The 14,790-nt window shown below is 61.8% G+C and carries 13 protein-coding genes; 9 read left to right on the top strand and 4 right to left on the bottom strand.

Annotation, left to right across the window (positions count from 1 at the left end; translation table 11 throughout):
- Positions 1-8: 8 nt before the first annotated feature.
- The 3 genes from hspQ to WNZ15_RS22180 all read right to left on the bottom strand — a co-directional run bounded on the left by hspQ (position 9) and on the right by WNZ15_RS22180 (position 2,656).
- Positions 9-332 (bottom strand): heat shock protein HspQ, encoded by a 324-nt coding sequence (gene hspQ / locus WNZ15_RS22190; protein WP_342895206.1) that lies wholly within the window; start codon positions 330-332, stop codon positions 9-11.
- A gap of 94 nt (positions 333-426) precedes the next feature.
- Positions 427-1,467: a CoA ester lyase gene (locus WNZ15_RS22185; protein WP_342895205.1), complete on the bottom strand. Its 1,041-nt coding sequence runs from the start codon at positions 1,465-1,467 to the stop codon at positions 427-429.
- Positions 1,468-1,690: 223 nt separating this feature from the next.
- A complete protein-coding gene (locus WNZ15_RS22180) occupies positions 1,691-2,656 on the bottom strand; it encodes a lysophospholipid acyltransferase family protein (protein ID WP_342895204.1) in 966 nt (321 codons plus the stop codon).
- 214 nt (positions 2,657-2,870) lie between these two features.
- Here WNZ15_RS22180 and WNZ15_RS22175 point away from each other — a divergent pair, with 214 nt between their 5' ends.
- A complete protein-coding gene (locus WNZ15_RS22175) occupies positions 2,871-3,824 on the top strand; it encodes an AEC family transporter (RefSeq protein ID WP_342895203.1) in 954 nt (317 codons plus the stop codon).
- Between the two features lie 53 nt (positions 3,825-3,877).
- On the top strand, positions 3,878-4,279 hold the full coding sequence (locus tag WNZ15_RS22170) for a DUF1801 domain-containing protein (protein WP_342895202.1): 402 nt from the start codon (positions 3,878-3,880) through the stop codon (positions 4,277-4,279).
- A 38-nt stretch (positions 4,280-4,317) separates the two neighbouring features.
- On the opposite strand, the gene WNZ15_RS22165 is transcribed toward WNZ15_RS22170, so the two are convergent.
- The gene (locus tag WNZ15_RS22165; RefSeq protein ID WP_342895201.1) at positions 4,318-5,520 is read right to left on the bottom strand and encodes a UbiH/UbiF family hydroxylase; all 1,203 of its coding nucleotides are present in this window, start codon (positions 5,518-5,520) and stop codon (positions 4,318-4,320) included.
- A 208-nt stretch (positions 5,521-5,728) separates the two neighbouring features.
- On the opposite strand from WNZ15_RS22165, the gene WNZ15_RS22160 reads away from it, so the two are divergent.
- The 7 genes from WNZ15_RS22160 (at position 5,729) to xdhC (ending at position 14,784) form a co-directional block, all read left to right on the top strand.
- Entirely contained in the window at positions 5,729-6,664 is a 936-nt protein-coding gene (locus WNZ15_RS22160; protein ID WP_342895200.1) for a DUF2182 domain-containing protein, read from the top strand.
- 169 nt (positions 6,665-6,833) lie between these two features.
- Positions 6,834-7,550, top strand: a complete 717-nt coding sequence (locus tag WNZ15_RS22155) for a CDP-alcohol phosphatidyltransferase family protein (RefSeq protein WP_342895199.1) — start codon at positions 6,834-6,836, stop codon at positions 7,548-7,550.
- A gap of 227 nt (positions 7,551-7,777) precedes the next feature.
- The gene (locus WNZ15_RS22150) at positions 7,778-8,755 is read left to right on the top strand and encodes a quinone oxidoreductase (RefSeq protein ID WP_342895198.1); all 978 of its coding nucleotides are present in this window, start codon (positions 7,778-7,780) and stop codon (positions 8,753-8,755) included.
- An 11-nt stretch (positions 8,756-8,766) separates the two neighbouring features.
- Entirely contained in the window at positions 8,767-9,717 is a 951-nt protein-coding gene (locus WNZ15_RS22145) for a LysR family transcriptional regulator (protein WP_342895197.1), read from the top strand.
- 252 nt (positions 9,718-9,969) lie between these two features.
- Positions 9,970-11,454 carry a xanthine dehydrogenase small subunit gene (gene xdhA / locus WNZ15_RS22140; RefSeq protein WP_342895196.1) on the top strand — a complete coding sequence of 495 codons (1,485 nt, stop codon included), beginning with the start codon at positions 9,970-9,972 and terminating at the stop codon, positions 11,452-11,454.
- The gene (xdhB, locus tag WNZ15_RS22135) at positions 11,438-13,774 is read left to right on the top strand and encodes a xanthine dehydrogenase molybdopterin binding subunit (RefSeq protein ID WP_342895195.1); all 2,337 of its coding nucleotides are present in this window, start codon (positions 11,438-11,440) and stop codon (positions 13,772-13,774) included. The genes xdhA and xdhB overlap by 17 nt, the downstream gene beginning before the upstream one ends.
- On the top strand, positions 13,774-14,784 hold the full coding sequence (gene xdhC, locus WNZ15_RS22130) for a xanthine dehydrogenase accessory protein XdhC (RefSeq protein WP_342895194.1): 1,011 nt from the start codon (positions 13,774-13,776) through the stop codon (positions 14,782-14,784). Before xdhB ends, xdhC begins: the two co-directional genes overlap by 1 nt.
- Positions 14,785-14,790 lie beyond the last annotated feature (6 nt).

Genomic DNA, 14,790 nt, shown 5'->3' with positions numbered 1-14,790 from the left:
AACAGGCGTCAGTGAACCTCGACACTGCGCGGCAGATAGGAACCATCCATCTGTTCCTCGAAGATTTCCTCGACCTGCGGATGACGGACCGGTTCGCCGGTCATGTCCGCCTCGAGGTTCTGTTCGCTCACATAGGCAACATATTCGGTCTCGTCGTTTTCGGCGAGAAGATGATAGAACGGCTGGTCGCGCGTCGGCCGCACGTCCTCGGGGATGGCATCCCACCATTCTTCCGTGTTGCTGAAGGTCGGATCGACATCGAAAATAACACCCCGGAAAGGGTAGATCCGGTGCCGGACGACCTGACCAATTCTGAATTTCGCCGTACGCATGGTTCTTCGTCCGCTATAGCATGCATTGCCGGGATACCGTCTTGATGCCCTGCCTGCAAGCTTTGTAAGCTTAAGTGTCGAGCCTTGCAATTTTCTAAAGACCGTAGACTGCGGCAAGTTCCGTGTCCTTGGAGGCAACCAGTTTCGCCAGATCGACGATCACCTTGGCCTGTTTCCAGGTTGCATCGTCCTGCATCTTGCCGTCAATCATGACGGCCCCGGTGCCGTCGGGCATCGCCTCCAGAATCCGGCGCGCGAACGAGACTTCGGCCGGATCGGGCGAAAACACCTTCTTGGCAATGTCGATCTGGGTCGGGTGCAGTGACCACGCACCAAGGCACCCCATCAGAAACGCGTTGCGGAACTGGCTTTCGCAGGCCGCGGTATCCGAAAAATCGCCAAAGGGACCGTAAAAAGGTTTCAAGCCGTAGGCGAGGCAGGCGTCGACCATCTTGCCAACGGTATAGTGCCAGAGGTCCTGCTGGAAAGCCGTACGCGCGCCGTTTGCGTCCGGATCAGAAAGCACGGCGTAGTCCGGATGGCCTCCGCCCACACGCGTGGTCTTCATGCCGCGCGAGGCGGCAAGATCCGCCGGCCCCAGGCTCATGCCATGCATGCGCGGGCTCGCGGCAGCGATCTGCTCGACATTCTTCACGCCCTCGGCAGTCTCCAGGATCGCATGGATCATGATCGGCCTGGAAAGCCCGGATCTGGCTTCAAGCTGGGCAAGCAACTGGTCAAGGTAATGGATATCCCAGGGCCCCTCGACCTTCGGCAGCATGACGACATCAAGCTTGTCGCCGACAGCCGGGACGATCTCCATCAGGTCGTCCAGGAACCAGGGGCTGTTGAGGCAATTGACGCGGGTCCACAAACCGGTCGCGCCAAAGTCATTGTCCTGCGCCATCTTGATAAACCCGCGACGCGCATCGGTTTTTGCGTCGGCGGGAATTGCGTCCTCGAGATTGCCGAGCACGACATCCACGGTCCGGATCAGGTCAGGCACCTTGGCGCGCATCTTTTCCACGTGCGGGGGCACGAAATGGATCATGCGTTCCAGGGTAACCGGACGGTCCCGGAAAGGGGCCGGGGCACCGATCGCGAGCGGCTTGAAAAATGCACCGGGCGTTTTCATGAACTGCGGTCCTCCACCAACATCGTACAAAGGATCAGGCCCCATTCAACTGCTTGAATGGGCATGGCCAACGAACCTGCTTTCAAGGCGCCCGGATCGGCTATCCCTTTCAGGATCGCTCAAACGGCGCCGATTTGCGGCCATTTCAAACAAATGTATATGTCCTGAACCAAGCTATAGCGCCGATGCTGCGCTGCAGCCATTCGCCGAAAGGTGAACAGGGTCAGGGGCTGACCGTTTTCTCCGCGGCGGCGCGCCTGGCCTGCTTTTCGGCCGATGTCTTGCCCGGCCCGGCCCACTTCTTGTGGATCCACATCCATTGCTCCGGGTGCTCCCTGATCCAGCTCTCGAAAATCGCGTGGATCCGGGCAGTTGCCACCTCGATATCGGCCTGACGGTCATCGGTCACCGGCACCTGGATCGCGCGGCCCTCGATCCGGAAATTCACACCCTTCTTGCGAACCACCCGCCCAAGCACGATGGGCACATTGCAGGACCGGGCGAGGGCGGCCGGAACGGGATTGGCGTAGGCCATCTGGTTGAAGAAAGGCACCTGGATGCCTCGGGTTTCCCGCAGGTCTCCCATCATGGCAACGACGCCTCCGCTCTTGAGCCTGCTCAGGATCCTGCGCGCCGTTTCATGGCTCTTGGACAGCAGCCCGCCCTTGTAGAGATTTTCGCGCAGCGCCCGCAGCGCCTTGTCCGCCTCCGGATTGCGCAGGGCCTGGTAGACACCGGTAATTTCGAGGCCATTGGCCACCGCCGGCTGAACGCACAGCTCCCAGTTGGCGCTGTGAAAGGAGACAAAAAGGCAGGCTCTTTTGCCATTGAGCACATCTTGCGTGATGTCGTCCGCTTGCGCCTCGAACCGAAAATCCTGTTTCAGCAACCGGTCGACATGAAAGGTCTCCGCCGCGACACGGCCGAGGTTCTCCCACATTCCCCGCACGATCCGCTCGCGTTCCTGCCCGGGCATCTCCGGAAAGGCTTTTTCCAGATGCCCCAGGGCGCGCGCGTGCCGGGCGTTCAGTGGCGCCAGCAGGCGCCAGGCCGCACCCATGAGATAGGAAGCCAGATCCACCGGAATCAGCCGAAAGATCCAGATGGCGGATTTCAGCGCAATGCCTTCGGCAAAGTTTTGCGTGGCGGTCAGCCTGGGGTGATTTCGCTGTCGTTTTTTCCGGGACATCTGGAACGAGTGTTTCCTGTTCTATGGCGCTTCCCAGAAAGAAGCTACTCCGACCGGGTGCGTGCGTTTGAGCCCTTGCGATACGGCCGCAGACCTGATTGGAATGCGGTTCACCGCTCCGACCGACAGGTCCCGCGTCCTTATCCAAGCCCGGCGCAATATGCAAGCGCCATGACCCGCCACAACAGCAAAACGCTCACATTCTGGAAGTCGAATGCAGGACGTCATTACACTGGCCTTGCCCTTCTTCGGGTTGATCCTTATCGGATTTGCCGCTGGCAAACTCAAGAACCTTCCCGAGGCCGGGTTGAGCTGGATGAATTTCTTCGTGGTTTACCTGGCGCTGCCTGCGCTGTTTTTCAGACTCCTGTCCGAAACGCCCTTCGAGCAGCTTGCAAACGTTTCCTTTGTCGCCGCGACGACCTTCACGACCTACATCGTGTTCGCTATATCCTTTTGCATCGGCGTTGTGGCGACCCGCGGCAGCATCGGCGAATCGACGATCCTCGGGATCGCGGGCGCTTATTCCAATGTCGGCTACATGGGTCCCGGCCTGACCCTTGCCGTTCTCGGCGAACAGGCGACCGTCCCGACGGCGTTGATCCTTGCCTTCGACAATGCCCTGATGTTCATCCTGGCCCCCTTGTTGATGGCGCTCGCGGGGACCGAGAACGAAAGTATTCTCGGTACACTCAAGAAAATCGCCTTCCGGATCTTCACGCACCCCTTCATTCTCGCGACGACCGCGGGCGTGCTGGCGGCGGCCCTCGAGGTTCGCCCGCCCGAAGCGGTCAACACCATGCTGCACTACCTGAGCAACGCGGCCGCGCCCTGTGCCCTGTTCGCCATGGGCGTGAACATCGCGCTGCGTCCCATGGGGCGCATTCCCATGGAGCTGCCGCTGGTCCTGTCCGTCAAGCTGGTCCTGCATCCGGTCCTCGTCTTCCTGCTGCTGACCTGGCTCGGCGGATTCGATCCGAACTGGATCGCCACCGCCGTGCTGATGTCGTGCCTGCCACCGGCAACGAATGTCTTTGTCATCGCCCAGCAATACGGCACCTATGTTCAGCGCGCGTCGAGTTTCGTGCTGATCGGGACCGCGGTTTCCATTGTCACGGTCACGGGATTCATCTGGGCCCTGACGAGCGGCTTTCTGCCGCTGGGATGACATCCGGTTCTGAACCCGGCCCGCACGCTCACGAGAGGACCAGAGGAAAGGCCATGAAGGACACCCCGGAAGTACTGGAACTCCTGGAAAGCTATCCCCCGGATGTCAGAACCGCGCTGTCACGGTTGCGCACCCTGATCGTCGAAACCGCCCAGGGAAACGAGCGGATCGGCGAACTGCAGGAAACTCTCAAGTGGGGACAGGCCAGCTATCTGACCGTGCGGCCGAAAACCGGCACCACGATCCGCATCGACCGCGACAGGAGCGAGGCCGGCGACGTGGCGCTTTACGTCAATTGCCGCTCTTCCCTGGTGTCCGAATGGCGCGGTCTGTTTCCACAGCTGACCTATGGCGGCGACCGGTCCGTCCATTTCAAGGTGAACACGCCCCTGCCGGAAGAGGAACTGCGCCAGATGATATCCATGGCGCTGACCTATCACCGGAAGCGCACCTGATCTGGCAGCGCACCGGGCTTGTCAATGCACCAGACTTGTCAACGTACTGGACGGAAGGAACTCCCGGGCGTCATGCCTTCGCGCATGAGCATCCTTCGGAACGGTCCGATCTTTCCTGCCAGGTAAAGGCCCGTGCTGCGGGCCGCCTGCACCGGCAGGAAGGCCGTCAAAAGCGACCTGTTCAGGAGATCGACCGCATTCGTTCGGGTCCGCACATCCCCGAGCCGCCTGTTCTCGTAGGCGGACAGAACCGTTGCCGCGCCCGGGTCGGCGTCCTTTGCCCTCGCAGACTTCAATACGGTCCTGAGATCCAGGATATCGCGCAGGGAAAGATTGAGCCCCTGGGCACCAATCGGAGGAAACACATGTGCGGTCTCGCCGACAAGGACCAGCCGCTGGCCGACCAGTTTCCCGGCGGTCATTCCAGAAAGCGGAAAACTCTGCGGCTCCGAGGCCAACCTGAACGCACCGAGCAGGGAATGCGCACGGTGTTCCAGCTCCAGTTCCAGTGCTTCGGGCGCGAGCGCGAGAAGGCGTGCCGCGCCCTCGGCGGTCTCCACGCAAACAAGCGCGGACTTGCGACCAGGCAGCGGCACAAGTGTAAATGGCCCGGTGGCCGTGTGGAATTCTGTGGAGACATCCTGGTGGGGCAGCCTGTGTTCAAGGTTGAGCACGACAGCCACCTGTGGATAGGACCAGCGCTTCACATCGATTGCGGCGCTTTCGCGAAGCAGCGATTGGCGGCCATCGGCCGCGACCGCAAGACGTGCCGAAACCACCTTGTCCGTTGCCGTGGACAGACGGACCCGGTCCTCTCCGTACTCGACGGACTGGACACTCTCCGCAACGACGGTCAGAGTCGGCTCCGATGCGCATCTTTTTTCAAGTTCCAGATTAAGATCTGAGTTCAAGATATTGAAACCAAACTCTTCCATGTCCAGTTCAGCACAATCGAACGTGACCTCCGGCGCCCGGACCAGACGTCCCGTCGCATCGATCATGCGCATCTTCTTCAAGGGTGCCGCACGGGTCTCGATATCCGCCCAGACCCCAAGCTGCCGCAACAATTCGATCGACTGGCGCCAAAGCGCCGTCGTGCGTCCGTCGGCGCGCGGTGCTTCCGGCGCGAACAGGACGCAGGAAAATCCTTCCCGGGCAAGCGCCAGCGCCGCGATCCGGCCCGAGGGGCCGCCACCGACAATGGCAATGTCGAAAAGATCAGGCAGTTTTTTCTTGGCCATGGGACAGGTCCATCTGGTTCGGCAGTTTCCCCAAATGTGTCTCTTTTGATCCAATATTCAACAGGACCAATAAGCGCAGGCCGGATGTCGCGCGTTCAGGGGCAGGCCGGTCAATTGTTCGGCCGTGAGAAAAATCAATGGCGGCCCTGAAGTTCCGGGCTAAACTTTTTTGGAACGCCCACCTCCAGGAGCCCGCAGGCTTTTACACATGGCATCTCTCTTCGACACCCCGGACCGTCGCGATACCCGGAAAAAGACCCCCGATGGCCGTCTTGCCTGGCCTCTGGTTCTATTTTGCGTCGGCATTCTCAGTCTGGCCGGATGGGCTTACCTTGTCGCCATGATCGCCGACATGGTCCCGGTGATGGACATGAGCGAAACCGGACCGGGCATGGGGATCTTCAATGCCTTCAACCTGTTTGCCGGTCTGCCGGCGGAAGCGCGGGCGGCCCTTGCCGTGCTCTGCCTGCCTGCGGGAGCGACCTTCGGGATGCCCGGCGCGGATCTGACCCTCGCCGATCTTGCGAGAATCTTCCTGATGTGGGCCATGATGGCTCTTGCCATGATGCTACCGACAGCGATTCCCATGCTAAGAGCCTATTATGGCCATGTCGCCGAAAAAGGCGGTTCAACGGCGACGGCCGGTGTTGCCGTTTTTCTGGCGGCGGCCGGATACCTGACGGTCTGGCTGGGCTACGCGGTTGTCGCGACCGGCGCGCAATGGGGCCTGTCGAGGGCAGGGGCGCTGACCGACATGATGGCCCCGGCCAGCCTTTCCCTGACCACATCGGTTCTGATCGCGGCAGGGCTTTATCAGTTCACACCGGCAAAACGGGCCTGTCTGGCGCGATGCTGGTATCCCAGATGGGCATTTCCCGCCGGTCCGGATCATCCGCGAACTGGCGCCGCCTACCGGGAAGGCCTCGCCCAGGGACGGGCCTGTCTCGGCTGCTGCTGGGCCGTCATGACAGTCATGTTCGCGGTCGGACTGATGAACATCCTCTGGATCGCATTGCTGGGGGGCATCATGGCGCTGGAAAAAACCTTTCCTAGCCGCGCCTTGCCGCCCGTCATCGGTGCCGGTCTGCTGCTTTGGGGGGGGACGCTCGCCACTTTGATGCTCACGGGACACCTGTTCGCCTAATTTTGTCCGGCACGCCCCCGGGACTGTATTTTTGGTTCACTCTGTCATACGATTGCAATAAACGTCAGTATGCAGCGTCTGTGTGGTCCTTGGGCAAAATCAGTGCCTCACGCAAAAAGCGCGACCGCCGTGGGAGTCCGCGGCTGGAACTTTTAGGTGAGGATACCCCGTGACAGATATTACGCCCGGCAAGGAGAGACCCGAAGCCGCTCTGTTCCTGATCCACATTCTGACAGCATCCGGGGCCCCGATCGCGCTGGTCGCGCTGCTGGCGGGCGCCCAGGGCAACTGGGCGGAAATGTTCGCCTGGCTCGGACTGGCGTTCTTTGTCGACGGCATCGATGGACCGCTCGCCCGGCGCTACAATATCGCGGAGCGGCTGCCGCGCTGGTCCGGGGCTTCGCTCGATTTTGTCATCGACTACGCCACCTATGTTTTTCTGCCGGCTTTCGCGCTCTCCTGGAGCCTGATGCTGAGCCAGCCCTGGAACTGGATATGCGGCGGCCTCGTGGTCTTTACCGGCGCGCTCTATTTTGCCGACAACGGCATGAAGACCCCGGACGGGTCGTTCAAGGGATTTCCGGCAGGCTGGAACATGGCCGTCTTCGGCCTGATGGTGTTGTCGCCATCTGAAGGATTCACCATCTTCGCCGTGCTGTTGTGCTGCGCGCTAACGTTTGCGCCGGTCCGCTTCGTGCACCCCGTGCGCGTGAAACGCTGGCGTCCCGTCACCTTGTCCGTCACGCTCCTCTGGATGGGGCTCGCCGGCTATGCGATCCTGAACGGCATGTCCCTGACCGGTCCTTCGGCGCTGGTGTTCGCGGCGGCCAGTCTCTACCTGTTCTGTGTCTCGGCTGTCCAGCAACTGCTTGACCGGGTCGACTAACCCTCTGAATCACGGTTTCATTTAAAGAAATTCAGACCGGCGCCGGACGTCCGTCAGCCGAAAGCGGCACCTGATCGAAGGTGCTCGGGGGTGCGCGCGTTTCCACACGCCATATCTCTTTCGAAATGGTCTTTTCGACCGGCGCCGAGTTCACTACTGTTCACACAAATCACCAACACACACGAACCCGATCAGGGTCGGAAGCCGAACACGGTGGAGAAGTCAAAATGGTTCAAGCTATCTGCGTTCATGAAATTGGCGGTCCGGATGTGATGCGCTGGGAAAAGATCGACGTGGCTGAACCCGGCCCCGGAGAAGTCCGCATTCACCAAACGGCCATCGGACTGAACTTCATCGACACCTATTTCCGGTCCGGTCTTTATCCGGCTCCCAATGGCACGCCTTTCAGCCCGGGCAACGAGGGTGCCGGCATCGTGCAGACCGTGGGCGAGGGCGTCAGCCATCTGAAGCCCGGCGACCGGGTTGCCTATGTCGGTCCACTCGGCGCATATGCGCAGGAACGCCTTGTTCCGGCGGACAGGCTTGTGGTGATCCCGGACGGCATCGATGACAAGACTGCGGCCGGAATGATGCTGAAGGGCATGACCGCGCAATACCTGCTTCGGCAGACATTCAGGGTAGGGCCCGAAACAACGCTGCTGTTTCACGCAGCGGCTGGCGGCGTCGGCCTGATTGCCGGACAGTGGGCCGCCCATCTCGGTGCGACCGTGATCGGCACCGCCGGATCGGACGACAAGATCGCGCTTGCGCAAGCGCATGGCTATCAGCACATGATCAACTATCGCACGGAAAATTTCGTCGAACGGGTGAAGGAAATTACCGGCGGCAAAGGCTGCGACGTAGTCTATGATTCTGTGGGCCATGACACCTGTCCCGGATCACTGGACTGTTTGAAACCACGCGGCCTGTGGGTCAGCTTTGGTCAGTCCTCAGGACCCATCAGGGATTTCAATCTTGCGCTTCTGGCACAGAAGGGTTCGCTGTTCGCAACCCGTCCGACCCTGTTCAATTATATTGCCAGCCGGGAAGACCTGGAGGCAACCGCGGGTGAATTGTTCGACGTGGTGCTGAAGGGGATCGTAAAGATCGAGGTCAACCAGGAATACCGCCTGGCGGATGCCGCCCAGGCGCACAGGGACCTGGAAGGGCGAAAGACGACCGGCACCACGGTGCTGGTCCCCTAAGAGCGCCCGATATGCGTTCCGGCCGCGCCCAGGATCTGTCCCGCAATCTCTACAGCCCGGCGATGCGCTACTTTCTGGCGGTCGCCGAAGCCGGATCGATCCGGGCGGCTTCCCGGGAACTGAATGTGGCTTCTTCCGCGATAAACCGGCAGGTGCTCTGGCTGGAGGAGGCGCTCGGACTACAATTGTTCGACAGGGTCGGCCGCCGCCTGCGGCTATCTCAGGCGGGGGAAGTTCTTCTTGCCCATGTCCGCCGCACCTATTCGGATTTCGACGGCACGGTTGCCGAACTCGACGCCCTGAAGGGGCTGCGGCGCGGCACCGTCTCGATCGCCAGTGTCGAAAGCGTCGCGGAAAGACTGCTGCCGGCGGTCATCAGCAGTTTCCGCAAGCGCTATCCGGGCATTCACGTCAACGTCTCGATATCGTCCTCGCAGGAGGCTGCGCGAAAGGTGGAAGCCGCGGAAGCCGATGTTGGTTTCACCTTCGATCCGCCTCAGACTTCCACGCTGACGATCGCCTTTCATCACGATCTGGCGATCGGTGCACTGATGCGTCCGGACCATCCGCTCTGCGACGCCAGGGCCCTGTGCTTGCAGGACTGTCTGAAATTTCCAGTCGCGCTTCCTGCCGAAGGTCTCTCGCTGCGCACCCGTATAGACCTGGTGCGGGCGCATATTCCGAGGGTTTCGCGCACCTATGTGGAGGCCAACTCACTCAGGCTGATGCGGGCCCTGGCCAGGGAAGAACAGGTGATCGGATTCCAGACCCGGATCGGCTGCGAGGACGACATCGAAAGCGGCGCATTGATCTTCAAGCCCTTGAGCGACAAGCCGCTTCAGGCTGATCGCCTGTGTGTGGTAACCTCTTCACTGCGCGCGCTCGCGCTGGCACCCGGGATGTTCTTCGATCATGCCGTGCTCGCCTTGAAAGATCAGTTGCCGGCTCTTGATGCCAAATAGGCAACACCACGGTCTCAAATGAGCGCTTTGGTTCACGGTGTTTTTAAGGCACATTTTTCAAGACTGATTAGCGGCGGGGAGCCGCACGAGGGAGAAAACCGATGGGGCGTTCGACAACGCGCACTCGCAACACCGCCCCGGGGACCGGATTTTCCCCGGCCGGCCGCTGCGGCCTTGATGAACGCACGCTGAAGCCGGAAACGCTTTCGCCGTTCGACTGTTCGATCTTTTGACCAGCAGGGAGAGCTGAAGATGCGGGATACCATTCGCTTCCTGAAGGGCGGGCAAACGGTGGAACTTGAGTCTGTCGGCCCCACGGAAACCGTACTCGATTACCTGCGCCTGCGCCGCCGGGAAACCGGCACCAAGGAAGGCTGCGGCGAGGGGGATTGCGGTGCCTGCACGGTGGCACTCGGACGATTGGTCGACGGAAAACTGGTCTATCAACCGGTCAACAGCTGCATCCAGTTGCTCGGCATGATCGATGGCGCCGAACTGGTTACCGTCGAAGATCTGTCACAGGACAACCGGCTGCACCCTGTCCAGGCGGCCATGGTCGAATTGCACGGCTCCCAGTGCGGGTTCTGCACCCCAGGCTTCGTCATGACGCTGTTCACGCTCTACCATGCGGAAGGCGCGGAGAAATCGCGCAGGACCGTGACGGAGTGGCTTGCCGGCAACCTGTGCCGCTGCACTGGATACCGTCCGATCGTCGATGCCGCCATGGAGGCCTGTTTCGATGCCGCCGACGACGCCTTTTCCTGGCGCGCGAGCGACACGCGGGAAAAACTGAAAGCGCTTGCGGACGGCAGCGACGTCTTCATCGGCGACAGTTCAGGGTTCTTTTCCGCTCCCGCGAGCCTGGATGGCCTGGCGGCGCTGTATGGCCAGCATCCGGACGCGACCCTGGTCGCCGGCGCCACCGACGTCGGGCTCTGGATCACCAAACATCTTCGCGACCTGCCGAAAATGATCTGGCTTGGCCGGATCGACGGCCTGGACCGGGTGGAGGACAGTCCCTCGGGCGTGCTGATCGGCGCGACTGCGACTTATCAGGCAAGCGAGGCCGCAATGACAGCCCTGGCTCCGGACCTTGGCGATCTGTGGCGGCGTATCGGGTCCAAGCAGGTGCGCGCCTCGGGGACGGTCGGCGGCAATATCGCCAACGGCTCACCGATCGGCGACACGCCGCCGGCGCTGATTGCCCTGGGAGCCACGTTGGAACTGAGCTCCGTGGAAGGCTCCCGTGCCTTGCCGCTGGAGGCCTATTTCATCGACTACGGCAAACAGGATCGCCGGGACGGCGAATTTGTCACCGGTCTATTCGTTCCCCGCCCGTCCGCCAATCAGGCGTTTCGGTGTTTCAAGATTTCCAAGCGCTTCGATCAGGACATCTCCTCCGTTATGGCCGCCTTCCGGCTGACGCTTGACGAGGCGGGAACCGTGCTCGAGGCGCGGATTGTCTATGGCGGAATGGCTGGAACGCCCAAACGGGCGTCCGCCACCGAATCCGCTCTCACCGGCGCCTCTCTGGAGGATCCCTCCACATGGGGCCCGGCGATGCAGGCGCTTCTGGCGGATTTCTTGCCGCTGACAGACATGCGGGCAAGCGCCGAATACCGCATGGAGACGGCGCGGGCCCTACTGGCCAAGGCGCTTATGGAAATCAGCGGAACGGCACCGGGAGAACTGAGGGTTCTGGCAAGACGGGAGGCAGGCAATGACCGCGCCGCTTGACCGCAGGCACCCGGAGGTGCCGCTCAAACATGTCCGCAAGGCGCTGTCCCATGACAGCGCGACACTGCATGTCGCCGGCACCGCCACCTATATTGACGACATGGTGGAGCCGACCGGCACGCTGCATGTGGTGCCCGGCTGGGACAGAAATTCCGTGCGCGGCCAGATCCGCTCCGTCGATCTGGAAGCTGTACGCGCGGCGCCAGGTGTCGTCGCCGTGCTCACCTGCGCGGACGTGCCGGGCAAGAACGACTGTTCCTCCGCTTTCGGCGACGACCCCGTGTTTGCCGACGGCGAAATCCTCTTTTATGGCCAGGTTGTCTTCGCGGTTGTCGCCGAGACCCGTGACCTGGGCCGCAAGGCCGCGCTTTTGGCAAGGTTCGACGTCGCCCCGACGACACCGATCCTGACCGCCGCCGATGCGGACGCCGCAGACACCACGGTGCTTCCCGACTATCAGTTCCGGCGCGGTTCGCCGGAAACGGGCATGACCGCGGCCGAAACGGTTCTGGAAGGCGCCATGCTGATCGGTGGCCAGGAGCATTTCTACCTGGAAGGGCAGGTCGCCATGGCCCAGCCTCAGGAAGACGGGGGCATGCTCGTCCATTCCTCTACCCAGCACCCGACGGAAATCCAGCACACCGTGGCCAAGGTTCTCGGCGTTCCGGACGCTTTGGTGACCGCCGAGGTTCGACGCATGGGCGGCGGGTTCGGCGGCAAGGAATCCCAGGCGAACCAGTGGGCCGCGCTGGCCGCCCTTGCAGCCCGCAAGACCGGCCGGACCTGCAAGGTGCGCCTGGACCGCGACGACGACATGATCATGACCGGCAAACGCCATGATTTTAAGGTCAACTGGAAGGTCGGCCACGACGGCACTGGCAGGATCCGGGCCGTCGACATGGAGTTCCTGTCGCGCTGCGGCTATTCGGTTGACCTCTCGCTGGGGGTCAACGACCGCACCCTGTTTCATGCGGATTCCAGCTATTTCTATCCCGACGCGCTGCTCCGGTCCCGACGCCTGCGCACGGACACCTGTTCGAACACCGCCTTCAGGGGCTTCGGCGGTCCCCAGGGCATGCTGGCCGCGGAACGCGTGATCGACGCGATCGCAATTCAGCTCGGCAGGGACCCGCTCGAGATCCGCAAGTTGAATTTCTACGACGGCGACCACAACATGACGCCCTACGGCATGCCGGTGGAAGAACATGAGGTCATGCATGACCTGATCGGGCAGCTCGAGGAAAGTTCGGAATACTGGTCGCGCCGCGATGACGTCGAAAGATTCAATGCCGAAAATGCCGTCCTCAAGAAAGGCCTTGCGCTGACGCCGGTAAAATTCGGCATCTCGTTCACCTTGAAACACCTCAACCAGGCCGGCGCGCTGGTGCATCTTTATACCGACGGCTCGGTTCATCTGAACCATGGCGGCACCGAGATGGGGCAGGGGCTCTACCAGAAGGTCGCCCAGGTCGTCGCCGAGGAATTCGGGGTCACGCTCGACAAGGTTTGCATCACCGCCACGAACACGTCCAAGGTGCCCAATACCGGGCCGACCGCGGCGTCCTCCGGCACGGACCTGAATGCCATGGCCGCCTTGACCGCGGCACGCGAAATAAAGAGCCGGCTCATTGCCTTCCTGTGCGAGCGGCATCAATGCGGTCCCGACGCCATTCATTTCACCGACAACAAGGTGCTGGTCGGGGATCAGAGCTTCGCCTTGTCCGAAGTCGCGAAGCTGGCCCATATGGCGCGCATCCAGATGTCCCACGCCGGTTTCTACGCGACACCCGGCATCACCTGGGACCGGGACACGGTCACCGGCCGCCCATTCTTCTATTTTGCCTTTGGCGGGGCCTGCGCGGAGGTCACCATCGACACCATGACCGGGGAAATGACCGTGGACCGCGTGGATATTCTGCATGATGTCGGCCATTCCCTGAACCCGGCGATCGACCTCGGACAGATCGAGGGCGGCTTTGTGCAGGGCATGGGCTGGCTTACCACGGAAGAGCTCGTGTGGGACGAGCATGGCCGGTTGCGCACCCATGCGCCGTCCACCTACAAGATCCCGACCGCCTCGGACATTCCCGATGAATTCAACGTTCGGCTTTATGAGGGCAACGGCAATCCGCAGGACACCGTCTACCGCTCTAAAGCGGTGGGCGAGCCGCCGGTCATGCTGGCCAATGCAGTCTTCTGCGCGATCAACGACGCCGTCGCCAGCCTGGTGCCGGGGCAGATCCCGGAACTGGATGCGCCGGCAACGCCGGAAGCAATCATGAAAGCCGTCCAGGACATGCGCAGGCGGAAGGTGTCCTGATGAATGTGTGGGCGCACATTGCCGATTGCCTGGAGCGTGGCGGCGCCTGCGCCCTTGTGACCGTCGCCCTGGCGGAGGGCTCGTCACCGCGCGACAGCGGCGCCCGCATGATCGTGACCGGGAACGCGGAATTTCATGGCACGATCGGCGGCGGAACCCTGGAATTCGAAGCCATTCGCAGGGCTGCTGCTGCCGTTCAGACCGGCGTTCCGGCGTTTTCCCTCCAAACGGTCTCGCTCGGTCCCGATCTTGGCCAGTGCTGCGGCGGCCGCGTGCAGCTGGCCATCGAGGTACTGACCACCGAAGCGCTGGACCAGGCCCGGCACCTCGCGTCCCTGGAAGCGAAACAAGGCTCCTTCCAGACCGAAGCCCGGGTGACGGAGCAAGGTCTCGGTCAACGGCGGGTGAGCCGGCGCTCCTGCCCCGGACTGTTCGCGATCGAAACGGACGAAACAAGCGGAAGCCGGAGCATCATCGAACAGTTCGGCACCCGGCGGCGCGCCTTGTTTCTGTTCGGAGCCGGGCATGTCGGCAAGGCTCTGGTGCTGGCTCTGGCCCCGTTGCCCTTCGAGATATTCTGGATCGACAGCCGCAGGGAGCAGTTTCCGGGGCCGGTTCCCGCCAAAGTGCACAAGATCGCCTCGGCCAGCCCGGCATCGGAACTCGACCAGGCTCCTGACGGATCCTTTGTTCTGGCCATGACCCACTCGCACGCTCTGGACGAAGAGATCATGGCGCGGGCCCTGTTACAGCAGCGGTTTGCCTATTGCGGGGTGATCGGCTCGGCGACAAAACGTGCGCGCTTCCAGAAACGCCTGAATGCGCGGGGCCTGAATGACGCGCTTGTTGCCAGGATGGTCTGTCCGGTCGGCGTGACGGCAGTCAATTCAAAACAGCCGGCTGCGATTGCCGCCGGCATCGCCGTCGACCTTCTGGTCCGCGACGAAGCCTGTCATCAACAAGCGGCTTCAGGCAAGGGGCTTGCACAAAAACGCACACATGGTCGATAAGGCGGC

The sequence above is a fragment of the Roseibium sp. AS2 genome (assembly GCF_038900065.1).
Classification (GTDB): domain Bacteria; phylum Pseudomonadota; class Alphaproteobacteria; order Rhizobiales; family Stappiaceae; genus Roseibium.
The sequence above is the reverse complement of the archived record's forward strand: the minus strand, read 5'-3'. Positions and strand labels throughout refer to the sequence as shown.